This is a genomic window from Blastococcus sp. SYSU DS0552 (assembly GCF_054050815.1).
The window spans coordinates 148,676-167,839 of record NZ_JBJHAB010000010.1; the positions used below are offsets into that span (position 1 = coordinate 148,676).

The 19,164-nt window shown below is 76.1% G+C and carries 17 protein-coding genes and 1 pseudogene; 15 read left to right on the forward strand and 3 right to left on the reverse strand.

The window, feature by feature from the left end:
• Positions 1–69 precede the first annotated feature (69 nt).
• Positions 70–2,403 carry a M20/M25/M40 family metallo-hydrolase gene (locus tag ACI8AG_RS12445; protein WP_456597288.1) on the forward strand — a complete coding sequence of 778 codons (2,334 nt, stop codon included), beginning with the start codon at positions 70–72 and terminating at the stop codon, positions 2,401–2,403.
• A 3-nt stretch (positions 2,404–2,406) separates the two neighbouring features.
• On the opposite strand, the gene ACI8AG_RS12450 is transcribed toward ACI8AG_RS12445, so the two are convergent.
• Together ACI8AG_RS12450 and ACI8AG_RS12455 are read right to left on the reverse strand one after the other, a co-directional pair.
• Positions 2,407–3,006 (reverse strand): nitroreductase family protein, encoded by a 600-nt coding sequence (locus tag ACI8AG_RS12450; RefSeq protein WP_456597289.1) that lies wholly within the window; start codon positions 3,004–3,006, stop codon positions 2,407–2,409.
• Between the two features lie 29 nt (positions 3,007–3,035).
• The gene (locus tag ACI8AG_RS12455) at positions 3,036–3,584 is read right to left on the reverse strand and encodes a TIGR03086 family metal-binding protein (protein ID WP_456597290.1); all 549 of its coding nucleotides are present in this window, start codon (positions 3,582–3,584) and stop codon (positions 3,036–3,038) included.
• A gap of 38 nt (positions 3,585–3,622) precedes the next feature.
• Between ACI8AG_RS12455 and ACI8AG_RS12460 the strand changes: the two genes are divergently transcribed.
• From ACI8AG_RS12460 to ACI8AG_RS12480, 5 genes are all read left to right on the forward strand, one after another.
• Positions 3,623–4,462: a helix-turn-helix domain-containing protein gene (locus tag ACI8AG_RS12460; RefSeq protein ID WP_456597291.1), complete on the forward strand. Its 840-nt coding sequence runs from the start codon at positions 3,623–3,625 to the stop codon at positions 4,460–4,462.
• Positions 4,463–4,500: 38 nt separating this feature from the next.
• Positions 4,501–5,247 carry a bifunctional 1-(5-phosphoribosyl)-5-((5-phosphoribosylamino)methylideneamino)imidazole-4-carboxamide isomerase/phosphoribosylanthranilate isomerase PriA gene (gene priA / locus ACI8AG_RS12465; protein WP_456591220.1) on the forward strand — a complete coding sequence of 249 codons (747 nt, stop codon included), beginning with the start codon at positions 4,501–4,503 and terminating at the stop codon, positions 5,245–5,247.
• The gene (locus ACI8AG_RS12470; RefSeq protein ID WP_456597292.1) at positions 5,244–5,636 is read left to right on the forward strand and encodes a RidA family protein; all 393 of its coding nucleotides are present in this window, start codon (positions 5,244–5,246) and stop codon (positions 5,634–5,636) included. Before priA ends, ACI8AG_RS12470 begins: the two co-directional genes overlap by 4 nt.
• Complete coding sequence (gene hisF / locus ACI8AG_RS12475; protein WP_456597293.1) at positions 5,633–6,427, forward strand: imidazole glycerol phosphate synthase subunit HisF; 795 nt, start codon at positions 5,633–5,635, stop codon at positions 6,425–6,427. The genes ACI8AG_RS12470 and hisF overlap by 4 nt, the downstream gene beginning before the upstream one ends.
• Before the next feature lie 160 nt (positions 6,428–6,587).
• Entirely contained in the window at positions 6,588–8,210 is a 1,623-nt protein-coding gene (locus ACI8AG_RS12480; RefSeq protein ID WP_456597294.1) for a DUF3604 domain-containing protein, read from the forward strand.
• Here ACI8AG_RS12480 and ACI8AG_RS12485 read toward each other — a convergent pair.
• Positions 8,194–8,826: a TIGR03085 family metal-binding protein gene (locus ACI8AG_RS12485; RefSeq protein ID WP_456597295.1), complete on the reverse strand. Its 633-nt coding sequence runs from the start codon at positions 8,824–8,826 to the stop codon at positions 8,194–8,196. The two genes, ACI8AG_RS12480 and ACI8AG_RS12485, sit on opposite strands and share 17 nt — an antisense overlap.
• 143 nt (positions 8,827–8,969) lie before the next feature.
• On the opposite strand from ACI8AG_RS12485, the gene ACI8AG_RS12490 reads away from it, so the two are divergent.
• From ACI8AG_RS12490 to ACI8AG_RS12530, 9 genes and pseudogenes are all read left to right on the forward strand, one after another.
• Positions 8,970–10,745 carry an ABC transporter ATP-binding protein gene (locus tag ACI8AG_RS12490; protein WP_456597296.1) on the forward strand — a complete coding sequence of 592 codons (1,776 nt, stop codon included), beginning with the start codon at positions 8,970–8,972 and terminating at the stop codon, positions 10,743–10,745.
• Complete coding sequence (locus ACI8AG_RS12495) at positions 10,742–12,577, forward strand: ABC transporter ATP-binding protein (RefSeq protein WP_456591214.1); 1,836 nt, start codon at positions 10,742–10,744, stop codon at positions 12,575–12,577. The genes ACI8AG_RS12490 and ACI8AG_RS12495 overlap by 4 nt, the downstream gene beginning before the upstream one ends.
• A 100-nt stretch (positions 12,578–12,677) precedes the next feature.
• A complete protein-coding gene (locus ACI8AG_RS12500; protein ID WP_456597297.1) occupies positions 12,678–14,342 on the forward strand; it encodes an FAD-binding dehydrogenase in 1,665 nt (554 codons plus the stop codon).
• 11 nt (positions 14,343–14,353) lie between these two features.
• On the forward strand, positions 14,354–15,061 hold the full coding sequence (locus ACI8AG_RS12505) for a hypothetical protein (RefSeq protein WP_456597298.1): 708 nt from the start codon (positions 14,354–14,356) through the stop codon (positions 15,059–15,061).
• Between the two features lie 25 nt (positions 15,062–15,086).
• Positions 15,087–15,464: a phosphoribosyl-AMP cyclohydrolase gene (hisI, locus tag ACI8AG_RS12510; RefSeq protein ID WP_456591211.1), complete on the forward strand. Its 378-nt coding sequence runs from the start codon at positions 15,087–15,089 to the stop codon at positions 15,462–15,464.
• A complete protein-coding gene (locus ACI8AG_RS12515; protein WP_456591210.1) occupies positions 15,461–16,978 on the forward strand; it encodes an anthranilate synthase component I in 1,518 nt (505 codons plus the stop codon). The genes hisI and ACI8AG_RS12515 overlap by 4 nt, the downstream gene beginning before the upstream one ends.
• Complete coding sequence (locus tag ACI8AG_RS12520) at positions 16,975–17,619, forward strand: Trp biosynthesis-associated membrane protein (protein ID WP_456597299.1); 645 nt, start codon at positions 16,975–16,977, stop codon at positions 17,617–17,619. Before ACI8AG_RS12515 ends, ACI8AG_RS12520 begins: the two co-directional genes overlap by 4 nt.
• A gap of 153 nt (positions 17,620–17,772) precedes the next feature.
• Positions 17,773–18,582 (forward strand): indole-3-glycerol phosphate synthase TrpC, encoded by an 810-nt coding sequence (gene trpC / locus ACI8AG_RS12525; protein ID WP_456591208.1) that lies wholly within the window; start codon positions 17,773–17,775, stop codon positions 18,580–18,582.
• 158 nt (positions 18,583–18,740) lie between these two features.
• Positions 18,741–19,164 (forward strand): annotated as a pseudogene (locus ACI8AG_RS12530) (hypothetical protein); the annotation flags it as partial.

Sequence of the window (19,164 nt, forward strand, 5' to 3'; positions counted from 1 at the left end):
CGGGCGGTGCTGCACGGCCGGGAGGCGCCCGCGCCCTAAGGTGCGCGGGTCGCCGTCCAAGGAGGTCGCGTGCCCGCCGAGCGTCCGTCCCGCCCCGGCCGGCTCGTCGGGCTAGCCGTCGTCGCGCTGCTGCTGGCGCTCACCGGCTGGACCGTGGCAGGGCTCCGGCCGCCGGACCCGCGCCCGGTCGGCGCCCCGGCCACGGAGTTCAGCGCGGCCCGTGCCTTCGCGCACGTCGAGCGCATCGCGGCCGAGCCGCACGTGGCGGGGAGCCCGGAGAGCGACGAGGTGGTCGACGGGCTCGTGCGCGCCCTGACCGACCTCGGTTTGGACACCCGCGTGCAGAACGCCGTCGGCGCCCGGGCCGGTGGCGCGGGGGAGGCCCGCATGGCGCGGGTGCGCAACGTGGTCGCCGTCCTGCCCGGCACCGACCCCACCGGCCGGCTGTACCTGGTGGCGCACCACGACTCGGTGGAGCACGGGCCGGGGGCGGCCGACGACGCCGCCGGGGTGGCTGCGCTGCTGGAGTCGGTCCGGGCGCTGACCGGGGGCCCGCAGCTGCGCAACGACGTCGTCGTCGTCCTGACCGACGCCGAGGAGGCCTGCCTCTGCGGAGCCGAGGCGTTCGTCGCCTCGCACCCGCTGGCCGGCGGCGGGGTGGCGCTCAACCTGGAGGCCCGCGGCACCGGCGGCCCACCGATCATGTTCGAGACGTCGCTCGGGAACGCCGAGCTCGCGGCGGCGTTCGCCGACGCCGCCTCCCACCCGGTCGCCAGCAGCTTCGCCGTCGAGGTCTACCGGGCGCTGCCCAACGACACCGACTTCAGCGTGCTGCTCGAGGACGGCGGCTACACCGGCATGAACACCGCCTTCATCGACGGCGCCGCGGCCTACCACTCGCCGCAGGACACCCCCGAGCGGCTGGACCGCGGCAGCCTGCAGGCCCTCGGCGACAACACCCTGGCGCTGGCCCGGGAGCTGGGGGACCGGGACCTGGCCGTCCTCGCCGAGCCCGCCGCCGAGGACGCGACCTACTTCCCGCTCCCCGGGCTGCTGGTGCGCTACCCGGGCTCGCTGGTGTGGCCGCTGGCCGGTGCGGCGCTGGTCGCCGTCGCCGGCCTGGCCTGGACGCTGCGCCGCCGGGGGATCGGCCCGCCGCGGCGCACCGCCGGGGCCGCCGCGCTGGCGCTCGTCCCGCTCGTGGCGGGGCCGCTGGCCGCGCAGGGGCTGTGGGAGGCGCTGGTCGTCCTCCGCCCCGGGTACGCCACGATGCTCGACCCCTGGCGGCCGGGCTGGTTCCGGCTGGCGGCCGTCGCGGTGGTGCTGGCCGTGGTCCTGATCTGGTACGCGCTGCTGCGCCGGCGGGTCGGCGCGGCCCCGCTGGCCGCGGGCGCGCTGCTCTGGCTCGCCGTGGTGGCGGCGGTGCTCGCCGCGGTGGCGCCGGGCGGCTCCTACCTCGCGGCCTGGCCGGCCCTGGTCGGTGCGCTCAGCGGCACCGTCGCCGTGCTCGCCCGCTCGCGCGCGGTGTGCGCCGTCGCCGCGTCGCTCACCGGCGCGACGGCGGTCCTCGTCCTCGCCCCGACCGCCGCGCTCTTCCTCCCCGCGCTCGGCATGACGCACGTGCTCGCGCCGTCGGTCGTCGTCGTGCTCGGCGCGCTGGCCCTGCTGCCGGCGCTGGAACTGCTGTTCCCCGACCCCGCCGCGCCGCCCGGGGCGCGCGGCCGGCTGGCGGCGGCCGCCGTCCCGGCCGTCGCGCTGGGAGCCGCAGGGGCCTGCGTGGCCGCGGGGCTGGCGGTCGACCGCTTCGACGCCGACCACCCGGTGCCCAGCCGGCTGGCCTACGTGCTGGACACCGACCGGGACCGGGCGCGGTGGGTGACCACCGAGACGACGCCGGGCGAGTGGACCGGCCGGTTCGTCGACGGCCCCGGGACCCTGGGCGCGGACCTCCCGTACCTCGCCGGCCGCGATCTGCTCACCGGACCTGCCGAAACCGCCGACCTGCCGGCGCCGGAGGTCGTCGTCGTCTCCGACCAGGTCCTCGGCGAACGGCGGGAGATCACCGTCCGGGTCACGCCGCAGCGGGCGGGGGTCCGGCTGGTCCAGCTGGACCTCACCGCCGAGGGCGGCACCGTCGTCCGCGGCCGGCTCGGCGGCCGCGGCGTGCCCGACGCCGCGCTGGGGGAGTCGGGGCTGCGGATCACCTTCCACGCGCCGCCCCCCGACGGGCTGCAGGCCGCCTTCACGGTGGAGGGCGACGGGCCGGTGCGGTTGCGCGCCGCGGACGCCAGCGACGGGCTGACCGGTCTGCCGGGGTACGAGCCGCGGCCCGCGGGCGTGGACGTCGCCGGGACGCACGATGCGGATCTGCTGGTCGTCACGGCGGTCACCGAGCTCGGCTGAGGATCACCACCGGCCGCGGTGCACGACCTCGTCGACCCCCCGCCGGCCGCGGCGCAGCGACGGCGAGCGGCGGTCGTCACCCCCGGGGTAGCCGACCGACACGCAGCCGACCGGCCGGTAATCCTCCGGCACACCGAACGCCGCCCGGAACGCCTCGACCCGCTCACCGGGAACGCCGAAGAAGCAGGCGCCGAGCCCCTCGTCGACGGCGGTCAGCAGCATCAGCAGCGACGCCATCCCCGCGTCGACGTCCCAGTACGGCACCGGCCAGCGGGCCTCGTCGCGGTCGGTCCAGCCCTTGTCCGGCTCGGCGTAGCGGTCGAGGTAGGCGCTCTTGTTGGCCAGCGGCACGATCAGCAGCGGCGCCCGGCGCATGCGGGTGAGCCACCGGTCGGGTGCACCCTCGTCGGTGGTGGCCGTCCAGAACCGGTCGCGCTCCTCGGCCGTCTCCAGCACCAGGAACGCCCAGCCCTGGCTGAAGCCGGCCGACGGCGCCCGGATGGCGTGCGCCAGCAGCCGCTCGCGCACCTCCGGCGGCACCGGGCGGTCGGGGTCGTAGTCGCGCACCATGCGGCGACGGCGGACGACGTCGGCGAACTCCACGACCCCAGCCTGTCACCCGCGCGACGGGGTCAGGCGGACCGCCCGAGCCGGGCCAGCACGCGCGCGGTGCGGTCGGCGTCCCCGGGCACCTCGACGGCGGGGCGGCAGATCCCGTCCATGTGCAGGGCCGGGCCGAAGCCGTCCGCGCCGGCCTCGATCCGGTCGAGCTCCTCGGCGGTGAGCCCGGCGTCGGCGCCGACCGCGCGGGCGACGTCCCAGCGGTGCACGACCATGTCCCAGACGTAGAACTGCTCGAAGGCCGCGCCGACCGTCGTCGGACCGAAGAAGCCGTCGAACTCCCGGGCCGCCACGGCGTCGTCGGACACGGCCCCGGCCACCCGCTCCGCGTGCTCGCGCCAGGCGGCGGCCGGGTCGGTGGCGACGTCCGGCGCGCCACCGAGGTCGACGCCGTGCGTGGTGAGGAAGTCCCGCTGCGTGCCGATCAGGTGCCCGACGACGTCGGCGGCGGTCCATCCCTCGCACGGCGAGGGGCGGGCCCAGCCGGCCGGGGGCACGGCGTCGAGGAGCTGGCGGAGGGGACGGTCGGCTGCCTGGTGGCTCGCGGCGGTGCGGTTCATGCCCCGGAACGTAGGAGCGTGCGGCAGGCTCGGTCTTGATGGAACCCGACAGCCCCGCCGCGATGGACCTCGTGGAGCGGGCGCACCTCAGAGACCCCGGCGACGCGTCCCACGCCATGTACCGGTACGCCGCACCCGCGGAGTTCGACGGGTTCCTCCAGCGCTTCTGGATCCCGGTCTGGTCGGTGCCGCCGGGGGAGGAGGCGCCGCAGGCGGTGCTGCAGTACCCGGTGGCGCTGGTCGTCGTCGCCCGGGACTACGCCCGGTTCTACGGCGTCGTCCCGGGGCTGTCGGTGACCAGGCTGACCGGCGAGGGCTGGGCGGTCGGCGTCATGTGCGCACCCGCCGCGGGGGCGCTGATCGCGGGCGGGCCGATGAGCGGGTTCACCGACCGGCACGTCGACGTCGCCGACGTCCTGGGCGACCGGGGGGAGCGGCTGACCGTGCGGGTCCGTGCGGCGATGGGCCCGGACCCGCACGCGCCGGAGGGGCACACGGCGGCGATGGCCGCGTTCGGCGACGCGCTGCGGCCCTGCCTGCCGGTGGACGAGGAGGGCCGGCTGGTCAACGAGGTCGTCGCCTTCGTCGAGGGGAACCGCGAGGTCGTCCGCGTGGCCCAGGTCTGCGAGCGCTTCGACCTCTCCGAGCGGGCCCTCCAGCGGTTGGTCCGGCGCCGGCTGGGGCTGAGCCCGAAGTGGCTCATCCAGCGCCGCCGGCTGCAGGAGGCCGCCGAGCGGCTGCGCGGCGCCCCGGCGAACCTCGGCGAGGTGGCGGCGGCGCTGGGCTACGCCGACCAGGCGCACTTCACCCGCGACTTCGCCCGGGTGACCGCCATGACCCCCGGCCGGTTCGCCGCCCGGTACGCGCCGGGGAGCTGACGCCGACGCCGGCCGGGGCGGTCCCTACGCTGGTCACCGTGCCGAAGCTGCAGCTGCTCCCCGCCGTCGACGTCGCCGACGGCCAGGCCGTCCGTCTCGTGCAGGGGGAGGCCGGGAGCGCCACCTCCTACGGCGACCCCCTCGACGCCGCGCTGCAGTGGCAGCGCGACGGCGCGGAGTGGGTGCACCTGGTCGACCTCGACGCCGCCTTCGGCCGGGGGAGCAACCGCGAACTCCTGGCCCGCGTGGTCGGTGAGCTCGACGTCGACGTCGAGCTCTCCGGGGGCATCCGGGACGACGCGTCGCTCGAGGCGGCGCTGGCCACCGGCTGCCGGCGGGTGAACCTCGGCACCGCCGCCCTGGAGTCGCCGGAGTGGTGCGCCCGGGCCATCGCCGAGCACGGCGACCGGATCGCCGTCGGCCTCGACGTCCGCGGCACCCGGCTGGCCGCCCGCGGCTGGACCCAGGAGGGCGGGGAGCTGTACGAGACCCTCGCCCGGCTGGACGCGGAGGGCTGCGCCCGCTACGTCGTCACCGACATCACCAAGGACGGCACGCTCAAGGGGCCGAACCTCGACCTGCTGCGGGAGGTCTGCGCCGCGACGGCCCGGCCGGTGATCGCCTCGGGCGGGGTCAGCTCGCTCGACGACATCCGCGCCCTGGCCGGGCTGACGACGATCGGCGTCGAGGGCGCCATCGTCGGCAAGGCGCTCTACGCCGGCCAGTTCACCCTGCCCGAGGCGCTCCGGGTCGCCTCCGGGGACGGCGACGGAGAACTCGCGTGACCGTGCTCAACCTGGGGTCGGCGAATCCCTGGGAGCCCGTCGTCGGCTACAGCCGGATCGTGGTCCGCGGCGACACGGCCTGGGTGAGCGGGACGACGGCGGTCGTCGACGGCGTCGTCGCCCACCCGGGCGACGCCGCGGCGCAGACCCGGCAGGTGCTGGCCACCATCGAGCGCTCCCTGGAGCGGGCGGGCTTCCGCCTCGCCGACGTCGTCCGCACCCGGATGTACGTCACCGACATCAGCCGCTGGGAGGAGGTCGGGCGCGCCCACGGCGAGGTGTTCGGGGACATCCGGCCGGCGTCGACGATGGTCGAGGTGTCGGCGCTGATCGACCCGGAGCTGCTGGTGGAGATCGAGGCCGACGCCGTGCGGGAGCCCGCGGCATGACGCTCGCCGTGCGGGTGATCCCGTGCCTCGACGTCGACGCCGGGCGGGTGGTCAAGGGCGTCAACTTCGTCGACCTGCGCGACGCCGGCGACCCGGTGGAGATGGCCCGGGTGTACGACGCGGAGGGCGCCGACGAGCTGACCTTCCTGGACATCACCGCCAGCTCCGGGAACCGGGAGACGACCTACGACGTCGTCCGCCGCACCGCCGAGAGCGTCTTCATCCCGCTCACCGTCGGCGGCGGGGTGCGCGGCGTCGAGGACGTCGACAAGCTGCTGCGCGCGGGGGCGGACAAGGTCGCGGTGAACACCGCCGCCGTCGCCCGGCCCGAGCTGATCGCCGAGATCGCGCACCGCTTCGGCAGCCAGGTGCTCGTGCTGTCGCTGGACGCGCGCCGGGTGCGCGACGGCGCGGTCACCGACTCCGGCTACGAGATCACCACCCACGGCGGGCGCCGGGGCACCGGCCGCGACGCCGTGGAGTGGTGCGTGCAGGCCGCGGAGCTCGGCGTGGGGGAGATCCTGCTCAACTCGATGGACGCCGACGGCACCCGGGCCGGCTTCGACACCGACCTGATCGCCCAGGTGCGCCGCGAGGTCGCCGTCCCGCTGATCGCCAGCGGGGGAGCGGGCGCGGTCGAGCACTTCCCGCCGGCGGTCGCGGCCGGCGCCGACGCCGTGCTGGCCGCGAGCGTCTTCCACTTCGGCCAGCTGCGGGTCGGCGACGTCAAGGCCGGTCTGGCCGCGGCCGGGGTGCCGGTGCGCCGCGAGGGCGACACCCCGCTCGGCTAGCGGGACGCCCCAGGCCGCCGCACAGCCCCGATCGCGGGTGGGCGCCGTTCCCGGCCGGCTGATCACGGGGACGCCTTCCCTCCGCCGGGAGTTCGCCTTCCGGTCAGTCCGCCGCCACCTCCGTAGGTCACGGTGCCCCGAGCAGACGAGGGGAGCGGTGATGCAGGAGCACGGCAGCCACCACCACGGTGGTCACCACCACCACGGCGGTCACCACCACCACCACGGCGGTGACCACGAGGACGGTGCCGGGCGGACCGACGAGGGACACCGCGGCCTGCGGCGTCGCGACGTCCTGGCCGCGGGGGCGGCCGGCGTCGCCGGCGGGCTGCTGCTGCGACCGGCCGGTGCCCTCGCCGCCCCCTTGGGGCCTCGCGGCGTCGCGGGCGCCGAGCGGGTGTCGCGCCTCGGCCGGCGGGCGCGCCTGGCGCACGCCGACCTGCACAACCACAGCCTCCAGTCCGACGGCTCCGGGGATCCCGCCCTGGCCTTCGAGTCGATGCGGGACGCAGGTCTCGACGTGGCCGCGCTCACCGACCACTCGACGGTCTCCAAGCCGCTGGGCCCGATCGACGCCTGCGCGACCTTCCCGCCGCCGCAGCCGGGGAGCGAGGACCCGTGCCGCTCGCTGGCCGGGATGAACCAGCAGGCGTGGGAGAACACCCGCCGGTACGCCGACGCGGCCGACGACCCCGGCGAGTTCACCGCGCTGCGCGGCTTCGAGTGGTCCAGCCCGCTCCTCGGGCACGTCAACGTGTGGTTCACCCAGGACTGGACCGATCCGCTGAGCACCGCCGGCTTCAGCCTCTCCAGCCTGCTGCAGCTCGGCCTCACCGAGTCCGGGATCGCCGCGGCGCTCGGGCCGCTCGGGCCGCTCGGCCAGCAGCTGCTGGACCTCATCCGCCGGTCGGAGCCCCGCGGGATGGCGCTGTTCTACGAGTGGCTGCGCCGCTCTCCGCAGACCCCGCTCGTCGGGGGCGGCGCCGACGGGCTGGCGGGTTTCAACCACCCCAACCGTGAGCCGGGGGTCTTCGACGCGTTCGCCTACGAGCCCGCGCTGAGCGACCGGATCGTCTCCATGGAGATCATGAATCGGCGCGACGACTACCTCTTCGAGGGCTGGGCGGCGGGGTTCCCCAGTCCGCTGGTCGCCTGCCTGGACGCCGGCTGGCGGGTCGGGCTGCTCGGCGTGACCGACGAGCACGGCACCGACTGGGGGGAGCCGGACGGCAAGGGGCGGGCGGGCCTGTGGGTCGACCAGCTCGACCGCGGCGGGGTGCGCCGGGCGCTGGCGGCGCGGGACTTCTTCGCCACGAACGTCCGGGGCCTGCGGCTGGACGCGACCGCACAGGGCAGCTTCATGGGCCGGTCGGTGCCCCACCGCGCGCGCGACGTCCGCTTCGAGGTGGACCTGGACCGCGGGCCCGAGCACGCCGGCGAGGAGGTCGAGATCCAGGTCCTGACGTCCGGCGACCGGGCCCCCACCGTGGTGCACGTCGAGTCGGTGCGGGTGCCGGATCCGAGGGAACGCCGGCCGATCCGGTTCCGCGCGCCGATCGACCGCGACTCCGCCTCGTGGGCGGTCCTGCGCATCGCCGACCCGACGAAGCCGAACCTCAGCCCCGGGCCGGAGGGGCACCCGTGCAACAACCTGGCCCTGGCCTACAGCAGCCCGTTCTGGTTCGAGGGAGCCAGCCGCCGGCCCCGCGGTGGCGGCCGGCCACCGGTGACGCCGCGAGGAGAGGCGGCTGACCTGCGGGACCTGCTCACCCGCGGTCACTGACGTCGGGGGCCACGGTCACCCGGGCGACGTCGCGGCGGCCGGAGGCCCACAGCAGCAGTTCCATCGGCTCACCGGTGACCGTGCGACCGCCCGCACCGAAGCGCTTCTCCACGCCGGGGTCGTCGCTGCGCCGGAGCACCAGCCCGCGGCGTCCCGCGGCCCGCCGGCCGAAGAGGGCGGCCGCCGACCAGAGCTGGTCCTGCTCCGACCGCGGCAGGTCCCGCGGCTCCCAGCCCGGCTGGGCGCGGCGGACGTCCTCGTGGTGGATCGCGAACTCCGACAGGTTGAACGCCCGCGCGGCGGCCGGCAGGGCCATCGGCGACCACGCCGGTGGTCCGCTGCGCACCTGGTCGACCACCTCCGCGTACGGCGTCGACCCGCGCAGCCGGTCCTCCAGCCGGTGCGACCACCAGGCCAGGCGCGCACCGCCGGGCAGCATCTCCAGGCCGTAGCCCGGGAGGGCGTCGGGTCGCCGGTCGCGGACGGCGAGGTGCGCGGCCAGGTGCGCGGTGGTCCAGCCCGCGCAGCACGTCGGTGCCTCCGGGCCCAGCTCGTCGAGGAGGTCGGCCAGCGCGGCGCGCTCGCGGTCCGGCAGGGACGGGGGGACGGCGCTCATCCCTCCTGCTTACCCGGCGGCCGGGCCCGGCGGTACCCGGGCGCGGGAAGAAGCCGCTGCCGCGCGGGGTTGCACCGTCCGCTTAGCGTTCCTAACGACCGTCCGGCATCCTGGCCGGGCCGCCCGCACACCCGAGGAGCCCCGTGTCCCGCCGCAGAGACGCCGTCGTCCGACGCGGGCTGCGCCACGTCCGGCGGGCGATCGCCGAGCAGCCGGGCATGTTCACCCTCGCGCTGCTGGCCAGCAGCCTCTACGGCGCGATGACGGTCGCCAGCGCCTACGTCATCGGGGAGATCACCGACCGCGTGCTGCTGCCCTCGTTCGACGACGGCGCCACCACCGCGGCCGCCCTCACCCTGGCCGCCGTCGCCATTCTCGGCGTCGCCCTGCTGAAGATCGTCGGCATCCTGGGCCGCCGGCTGTTCGCCGGCGTCATGAGCTACCGGTTGCAGGCCGAGTACCGCCGCCGGGTGACCGGCCAGTACCTGCGGCTGCCGCTCTCCTGGCACCAGCGCCACCCCACGGGGCAGTTGCTCTCCAACGCCAACTCGGACGTGGAGTCGGCGTGGTTCTTCGTCGCGCCGCTGCCGTTCGCCTGTGGCGCGCTGGTGATGATCGCGATCACCAGCGTGGCACTGGTGCTCACCGACCCGCTCCTCGCGCTGGTCGGCCTCGTGGTCTTCCCGCTGGTGTTCGCGGCCAACGGCGTCTACTCCCAGGTGATGAGCCCGCGGATGCAGCGGGCGCAGCAGCTGCGGGCGGAGGTCAGCGAGATCGCGCACGAGAGCTTCGACGCGGCGCTGGTGGTGAAGACCCTCGGCCGCGAGGACACCGAGACCGAGCGCTTCGCCGCCCGGGCCGAGGAGCTGCGCGACGGGCTGATCGCCGTCGGCCGGGTGCGCGGGGTCTTCGACCCGATGATGGAGGCGCTGCCGAACCTCGGCACCCTCGCCGTCCTGCTCATCGGCGCCGGCCGGGTGGCCGAGGGCGCCACCGACGCCGGCGACCTGGTGTCGATCGCCTACCTGTTCACCCTGCTCGCCCTGCCGATCCGGGCCATCGGCTGGGTGCTCGCCGACCTGCCGCGTGCCCTGGCCGGGTTCGACCGGGTCACCCCCGTCCTCGAGGCGACCGGGGAGACCCCGTACGGGCCGGATGCCGCCGTCGCGGGTGCCGGCGGCGCCGGGGTGGCGTTGCGCGACGTCGCTTTCACGTTCGACGGGGGCAGTCGTCCCACGCTGACCGGCGTCACCTTCGACGTGCCGGCCGGCCGCACGGTGGCCGTGGTCGGCCCTACCGGGTCGGGCAAGTCCACCCTCGCCGGCCTGCTGGTGCGCCTCGTCGACCCGGCCGACGGCGCGGTGCTGCTCGACGGCGTCGACCTGCGCCGCCTGCGGGAGGGCGAGGTGAGCGGCCAGGCGGCGTTCGTCGCGCAGAGCGCCTTCCTCTTCGACGACACCGTCCGCGGTAACGTCACCCTCGGCGCGCCCGTGGACGACGACGAGGTCTGGGCCGCGCTGCGCGTCGCGGCGGCCGACGACTTCGTCGCCGCGCTGCCCGATGGCCTGGACACCCGGGTCGGGGAGCGGGGCGCGTCCCTGTCCGGCGGCCAGCGGCAGCGGCTCGCGCTCGCCCGCGCCGTGGTCCGCCGTCCCCGGCTGCTGGTGCTCGACGACGCCACGAGCGCCGTGGACCCCGCCGTCGAGGCGCGCATCCTCGACGCGCTGCGGGGGAGCGGGGCGCCGACGACCGTGGTCGTGGTCGCCTACCGGCAGGCGACGATCGCGCTGGCCGACGAGGTCGTCTGGTTCGAGGACGGCCGAGCCGTCGCCCGCGGCACGCACGAGCAGCTGCTGGCCGAGGTGCCGGGGTACGCGGCGCTGGTGCAGGCCTACGCGCAGGCGGAGGTGCCGGCGTGACCGCCGCGACGCGGCTGGAGGACCGCCCGTCCGAGGGCGCCCTGGCCACGCTGCGCCGCGGCCTGCGGATGATGCCGGAGTTCCGGCGCGGTCTGCCGGTCACCTTCGCCCTGGCCCTGGTCGCCACGGCCGGCCGCGTGGTGGTGCCCATCGCCGTGCAGCAGGTCATCGACCGCGGCCTGGGTGCGCCCGGAGGCCCGGATCTCGGGCTCGTCACCTGGGTGGTCGCCGGCTGCGCCGTCGTCGTGGTGCTCACCGCCGTCGCGGTCTACCGGATGAACGTCCGGCTGTTCCGCACGACGGAGACCGCCCTCGCGGGTCTGCGGGTGCGGGCGTTCCGGCACGTGCACGACCTCTCCGTGCTGCACCAGCAGGGCCAGCGGCGCGGCTCGCTGGTCTCCCGGGTGACCAGCGACGTCGACCAGCTGTCGGTCTTCATGCAGTGGGGTGGTGTCCTCGGGCTGGTCAGCGTCGGTCAGCTCGTCGTCGCCACCGCCGTCATGGCGGTCTACTCGTGGCAGCTGACGCTGCTCGTCCTGGTCTGCTTCGTGCCGCTGGTCTTCGCCGTCCGCTGGTTCGCCCGCCGGCTCGTGCAGGTGTACGGCGTGGTCCGGGAGCGCGTCGGCGACGTGCTCGCCGCGGTCTCCGAGTCGGTGGTCGGCGCCCCGACCGTGCGGGCCTACGGGGTGCGCGCCCGCACCGCCGCGCGGCTGGACGCCGCGATCGACCGGCACTACCGCGCCCAGGTCGACGCGCAGAAGGTGACCGCCGCGGTGTTCGTCAGCGGCGAGTTCGTCGCCGCGGTCGCCAACGCCGCCGTGGTGGTCGTCGGGGTCCTCCTCGGGTTGGCCGGCGACATCACCCCGGGCACGTTGGTGGCCTTCCTCTTCCTGGTCACCCTGTTCGTGGCCCCGGTGCAGACCGCCAGCGAGGTGCTCAACGAGGCGCAGAACGCCGTCGCCGGCTTCCGCCGGGTGCTCGACGTGCTCGACACCGAGCCCGACGTCCGCGACCCCGCCGTCGCCACCCCCGACCGGGTGCGGGAGCTGCCGGCCGGGCCGCTGGGAGTCCGCTTCGAGCACGTCACCTTCCGCTACGCACCCGGTGCGCGGGCGGCGCTCGACGACGTCGACCTCACCATCGCGCCGCGCACCCGCGTGGCGATCGTGGGGGAGACCGGCTCGGGCAAGACGACGTTCGCCAAGCTCGTCACCCGGCTCATGGACCCGGCCGGGGGGCGGGTGCTGCTGGGCTCCGACGCCGGTGGCTGGGTGCCGCTGGCCGATGTCGCCTTTCCCTCGCTCCGCGCGCGGGTGGTGATGGTGCCGCAGGACGGGTTCCTGTTCGACGCCACCGTCGCCGACAACGTGCGCTACGGCCGCCCGGGCATGACCGACGCCGACGTCGTCGCCGCGTTCGACGACCTGGGCCTCGGGGCGTGGGTCGCCGGCCTGCCGGCGGGCGTCGGGACGGCGGTCGGGCAGCGCGGGGAGTCGCTGTCGGCCGGCGAGCGCCAGCTGGTCGCCGTCGCCCGCGCGTACGTGGCCGACCCCGACCTGCTGGTCCTCGACGAGGCGACCAGCGCCGTCGACCCGGCGACCGAGCGGCGGCTGACCCGCGCGCTCGACACCCTCACCCAGGGCCGCACCACGCTGACCATCGCGCACCGGCTCTCCACCGCCGAGCGGGCCGACGAGGTGCTGGTGGTCGACGCGGGCCGGGTGGTGCAGCGCGGCACGCACGCGGAGCTCGTCGACGCCGAGGGCCCCTACGCCCGGCTGCACGCCTCGTGGCGACGCTCCTCGACCGGGGAGCCCGAGCCGGTCGCCTGAGCCGTTGCGGCGCCGACGGCGACGTCGGGGCGCACGCGGCGGCGCAACTCGCCCGCCCGGGGGGACGCGCCCGGCAGGGCGCGCCCGCTAGCGTCGCCCTGTGGACAACGGACGCATCGAGGCAGACGTCGTCGTGGTGGGAGCGGGGCTGGCCGGACTGGTCGCCACCGCCGAGCTCGCCGACGCCGGCAAGCGGGTGATCCTGGTCGACCAGGAGCCCGAGGCGTCGCTGGGTGGGCAGGCGTGGTGGTCCTTCGGCGGGCTGTTCCTCGTCGACTCGCCCGAGCAGCGCCGGCTGCGGGTGCGCGACTCGCTGGAGCTGGCCCGCCAGGACTGGTTCGGCACCGCCGGCTTCGACCGCGACAGCGACCACTGGCCCCGGCAGTGGGCCGAGGCCTACCTGCAGTTCGCCGCGGGGGAGAAGCGGGCCTGGCTCAAGGAGCAGGGCATCGGCTTCTTCCCGGTCGTCGGGTGGGCCGAGCGCGGTGGCTACACGGCCACCGGGCACGGCAACTCGGTGCCGCGGTTCCACATCGTCTGGGGCACCGGTCCTGGTGTGGTGGCCCCGTTCGAGCGTCGGGTGCGGGCGGCCGTCGCGGCGGGCCGGGTCGAGCTGCGTTTCCGGCACCGGGTCACCGAGCTCGTCGTCAGCAGCGGCGCGGTGACCGGCGTCCGCGGCGGGGTGCTCGAGCCCAGCGACGTGGCCCGCGGCGAGGCCAGCTCCCGCGTGGAGGTCGGGGAGTTCGAGCTCGGCGCGCAGGCCGTCGTCGTCACCTCCGGCGGCATCGGCGGCAACCACGACCTGGTCCGCCGGTACTGGCCGGCCCGGCTCGGCCCGGCACCGCAGCGGCTGCTCTCCGGGGTCCCGGCGCACGTCGACGGCCTGATGCAGGAGGCCACCGTCGCCGCCGGCGCCAGCATGGTCAACGGCGACCGGATGTGGCACTACACCGAGGGCGTCGCCAACCACTCGCCGGTCTGGGCGCGGCACGGCATCCGCATCCTCCCCGGCCCCTCGTCGCTGTGGCTCGACGCCACCGGCCAGCGGCTCCCGGTGCCGCTGTTCCCCGGGTTCGACACGCTCGGGACGCTCGCGCACATCGGGCAGACCGGCCACGAGCACACCTGGTTCGTCGCCACGCACAAGATCGTGGAGAAGGAGTTCGCGCTGTCGGGCTCCGAGCAGAACCCCGACCTCACCGGCAAGGACCTCCGGCTGCTCGCCACCCGGGTGAAGGCCGGCGTCTCCGGCCCCGTCCAGGCGTTCCTGGACCGGGGCGAGGACTTCGTCGTCGCCCGCACCCTGCCCGAGCTGGTCGCGGGCATGAACCGCGTGACCGGCGGCACGCCGGAGCTCGACCTCGCCCAGGTGGAGCGGGAGATCGTGGCCCGCGACCGCGAGGTCGGCAACACCTTCACCAAGGACCTGCAGATCACCGCCATCCGCGGCGCCCGCAACTACCTCGGCGACAAGCTGATCCGGGTCGCCCCGCCGCACCGGATCCTCGACCCGGAGGCCGGGCCGCTGATCGCCGTCCGGCTCAACGTCATCACCCGCAAGAGCCTCGGCGGGCTGGAGACCGACCTCTCCGGTCGCGTGCTGCGGCCGGGCGGGGAGGTCTTCAGCGGCCTCTACGCCGCCGGTGAGGTGGCCGGCTTCGGTGGTGGCGGCGTGCACGGCTACCGCTCGCTGGAGGGCACCTTCCTCGGCGGCTGCCTCTTCTCCGGCCGGGTCGCGGGTCGCGCGCTCGCGGCCGCCCTGTGACGGGGCGGGACGTGAGCGCACCGCGCGACCCCTGGGCGGACCCGGCGACGCCGACCGAGCCGGGGCCGGTCTACACCGGCCCGCCGCCCACGGCGCCGCCCCCCGGCTACGCGTCGCCCTACGGTCCGCCGCCGCCCGGGTACGGCCCCCCGCCCTACGGCTACCCCGGCCCCTACGGCTACGGCTATCCCCCCGGCCCGTACGGGACGGCGCCGTTCCGGGGCGGTCCGGTGCCGCCCCGGGCCGGGCGCCGGCCGGGTCAGGTCGTCGGCGCCGCGGTGCTGAGCTTCGTGCAGGCGCTGCTGGTCGCGGTGGCGTCGCTGTACGTGTGGTTCTTCGCCTCGCTCGCGGAGATGGCGGTCGAGCAGAGCCCGGGTGCCGCCCCCACCCAGGCCTACGTGTTCGCCCGCGAGGGCGGGACGCTCGCGATCGTCCAGCTGATCTCGGTGGCGCTGCTGGTGGCCGCCGGTGTCCTCGCCCTGATCCGGCGCACCCGGACGGCGTGGCTGGTGGTGCTGGCCGCGCACGGGGCCCAGCTGGTGCTCGCCGTCTACTGGTGGGCGAAGCTGACCGACCTGCTGGGGCCGGCCGCGGCGGTCGAGGACGTCGGCGGGGTGCTCGCCGTGTTCAGCCTGTTCTTCGCCGCCGCCCCGCTCGTCGCGCTCGGGCTCGTGCTGTTCGGTGGCGGGCGCAGCTGGTTCACCGCCCCGCAGGGCTGACCGGGCGGCACGGCAGACTGGCGGCATGCCCGCGACCGATCCCTCCCGACCCGCGCTGGCCCCCGAGGTCGCCGCCCTGCTGCGCCGCGACCCGGCCGGCCTGGTGGCCGCCGTCGTCCAGCAGCACGACACCCGCGAGGTGCTCATGGTGGCCTGGATGGACGACGAGGCGGTGCACCGCACCCTCACCACCGGCCGGGCCACCTACTGGTCGCGCAGCCGGCGGGAGTACTGGGTGAAGGGGGAGACCTCCGGGCACCGGCAGTGGGTGCGGGAGGTGCGCCTGGACTGCGACGGCGACGCGCTGCTGCTGCTCGTCGACCAGGAGGGCGCCGCCTGCCACACCGGCGAGCGCAGCTGCTTCCACCGGGTGCTGCCGGCCGCGCAGGGGGTGGCGCCGTGAGGTTCGGGGTCACCTCGCCCTCGCGGGAGGAGTTCGCCGGCATCGACGCGGCGGTCGTCCCGGTCACCCGCCGCCTCCTGGTCGACGGCGAGACCGCCGTCGGCATCTACCGGAAGCTGGCCGGCAACCGTCCCGGCACGGTGCTGCTGGAGTCGGCCGAGCAGGGGAAGCGGTGGGCGCGGTACAGCTTCGTGGGCGTCCGCAGCGCTGGAGTGCTCACCGAGCGGGACGGGCGCACGCAGTGGCTCGGGGACGACGTGCCCGGGCTGACCGACGACCTCCCGGCCGATCCCCTCGAGGCCGTCCGGGTCCTGGCGCGGCGGCTGCGCTCGCCCCGCACGCCGGGGCTGCCCCCGCTCACCGGTGGGCTGGTGGGCTACCTGGGCTACGACGTCGTCCGCCGTCTGGAGCGGCTGCCGAGCACCAGCGTCGACGACCTGGGCATGCCGGAGCTGGCGATGATGCTGGTGACCGACCTGGCCGTGCTGGACCACAGCGACGGGTCGGTGCTGCTCATCGCCAACGCCCTGCGCGGACCCGGAGCCGAGCCCGCCGCCGCCGGCTACGAGGACGCGGTCGCCCGGCTGGACGCCATGGCCGCCGCGCTGGTCCGGCCCGCCGCGCCGGCTGTCGCGGTCTTCGAGCCGGCCGACGTGCCGGCGTCGGTGCGCAGCAACCTGGCGCCCGGGGTCTTCCAGGCCGGGGTCGAGGAGGTGCGGGAGCGCATCCGGGCCGGCGACGCCTTCCAGGTGGTGCTCGCCCAGCGGTTCGAGCTCGAGACCGACGTCGCGGCGCTGGACCTCTACCGGGTGCTGCGGGCGACCAATCCGTCGCCGTACATGTACCTGCTGCGCTTCGCGGGCCGGGAGACGCCGTTCGACGTCGTCGGCTCCTCACCCGAGGCGCTGGTGACGGTGGCCGGCACCTCGGCCGTCGTCCACCCGCCGGCCGGCACCCGGCCGCGCGGCGCCACGCCCGAGGAGGACGTTCGCCTGGCCGAGGGGCTGCTCGCCGACCCCAAGGAGCGGGCCGAGCACGTCATGCTCGTCGACCTGGCGCGCAACGACCTGGGGCGGGTCTGCGTGCCCGGCAGCGTCGAGGTGCCGGACTTCATGCGGGTCGAGCACTACAGCCACGTGATGCACCTGGTCTCGACCGTCGCGGGTGAGGTGCGGCCCGGCTGCGACGCCCTGGACGTCTTCGACGCGACCTTCCCCGCGGGCACCGTCTCGGGCGCGCCGAAGCCCAGCGCCATGGCGATCATCGACACCCTCGAGCCGACGCGGCGCGCCCTGTACGCGGGCACCGTCGGCTACGTCGACGCCAGCGGCGACATGGACATGGCGATCGCCATCCGCACCGCAGTCCTGCACCAGGGGCGCGCGTACGTGCAGGCCGGGGCGGGGATCGTGGCCGACAGCGACGCCGCCGCCGAGGAGGCGGAGACCCGCCACAAGGCGCGCGCGGTGCTGTCGGCGATCGCGACGGCCGAGCGGCTGCGGGAGCTGTCGTGAGCTCGTCCCCGGGCGTGGACCGGTCCGGCGGTGCACGGCGCGAGCTGACGGCCGCCGTGGTCGGCGTCGCGCTGGCCGGGGCGCTGGCCCTGTCGACCGCGAGCCAGCGGTGGGCGGAGGTGACCGCCGAGCGACGGGCACCCCTGCCGCCGGTGAGCGGGACCCTCACCGGTGGCGCCGCGGCACCGCTGGTGACCGCCGCGGGCCTGGTGCTGCTGGCCGCGGCCGTCGCGCTGCTGGCGGTGCGCGGGACGGGCCGGCTGGTGGTCGGGCTGCTGGTGGCGGCCTGCGGTGGCGCCCTGCTGTGGTCGGGCACCCGGGTGCTGACCGGGGGAGTCGCCGACGCCGCCGCCGACCTGCCCGGCGTCGGCGGCGCCAGCGTCACCGCGACGGCGGTGGAGATCTCGCCGGTCTGGCCGGGGCTCGCCGTGGCCGCCGGGGTGCTGGCCGTCCTCGCCGGGGTGCTGACCGTCCTCCGCGGGGCCTCCTGGCCCGCGATGGGACAGCGCTACGAGCGGGACGCGGGGCCGGCGCCGGTGCGCTCGGACGAGGACCGTGCGGACGACGCCTGGAAGGCGCTGGATCGCGGGGAGGACCCCACCGAGCCGCCACCCCCGCCGCGGTCCGGTTCCGCCGTATAGCGGAACGGCCCAGGGTCGCGATGCCCGCCCCCGGGCCGGGCGGCCCGTGGCCCGCCTCTAGAGTGGTTCCACCCATCCGCCCGGGATCGACGTACGAGGAGCAGTGGCGCCGATGAGCAACCACCGGACCTCGGCCGAGGCTGCGACGACGCCGTGAACGTGCTCGACGAGATCATCGCCGGTGTCCGCGCGGACCTCGCCGTCCGCGAGGCCGCGACACCGCTGGACGAGGTGAAGGCCGCCGCGCAGGCGGCCCGGCCGGCGCGCGACGCGCTCGCGGCCCTGCGTGCACCCGGTGTCGGCGTGATCGCCGAGGTGAAGCGGCGCAGCCCGTCCAAGGGCGACCTGGCCGACATCGCCGACCCGGCCCGGCTCGCGCAGCAGTACGCAGCGGGTGGCGCGCGGGTCATCTCCGTGCTGACCGAGCAGCGTCGCTTCGGGGGATCCCACGCCGACCTCGCCGCCGTCCGCGCCGTCGTCGACGTCCCGGTGCTGTGCAAGGACTTCATCGTCAGCAGCTACCAGGTGCACGAGGCGCGGGCGCACGGGGCCGACGTGGTCCTGCTGATCGTCGCCGCCCTGGAGCAGAACGTGCTGGTCGGCCTGCTGGAGCGGGTCGAGTCCCTCGGCATGACCGCGCTGGTCGAGGTGCACACCGAGGCCGAGGCCGACCGCGCGATGGCGGCCGGCGCCTCGGTGATCGGGGTCAACGCCCGCGACCTGACCACGCTGCAGGTCGACCGGTCGACCTTCGAGCGGATCGCCCCCGGCCTGCCGTCGGAGGTCGTGAAGGTCGCCGAGTCCGGGGTCCGCGGCCCGCACGACCTGATCAGCTACGCCGCCGCGGGCGCCGATGCAGTGCTCGTGGGCGAGGGTCTGGTCACCGCCGGCGACGCCCGCCAGGCCGTCGCCGACCTGGTCACCGCCGGCTCGCACCCGGCCACCCCCCGCACCCCGCGCTGACCCGTCCCGTCGCTGGGTCACTGACCCGCTCCCCGGGTCCTGACCTGGTCGCCGGGTCCTGGCCGGGTCGTCGGCCCGAAGTGGTCACCCGGGTCCTGGACCTGGTCGCTCGGCTCCGACCTGCGGGAACTGTCGTACCCCCCGCTTAGCCTGCGGGTATGTCGATGGTCGGGTTCGCGGTCGGGGTGACCGTGATGCCGGTGAGCCCGCCGTCGGAGTGGGAGCTGGCCGACCCTGATCCGTTGCCGCGGTTGGGTGAACCGTTGAGCGCGTGGTTGCCGGCCCGGCGGGGTGCGGCGGAGGCGGCGGAGCTGCTGGGTCAGATCGTGGCCGCGGAGGCGCAGTTGGCGGCGTTGCGGGTGGAGCTGGTGATGGATCTGGCCGCGGCGCGCCCGGCTCCGGCCGATCCGCTGCCCGGTGGGCACGGCGCTGGTGAGGTGGGGCCGCCGGGGGCGAGTGAGTTCGTGCCCGATGAGCTGGCCGCGGTGCAGAACTGCAGCCGCACGGCGGCGGTGACGCAGCTGGAGCACGCCGAGGTGCTCACCACGCTGCTGCCCGCGACGTACACACGGCTGCGGCTGG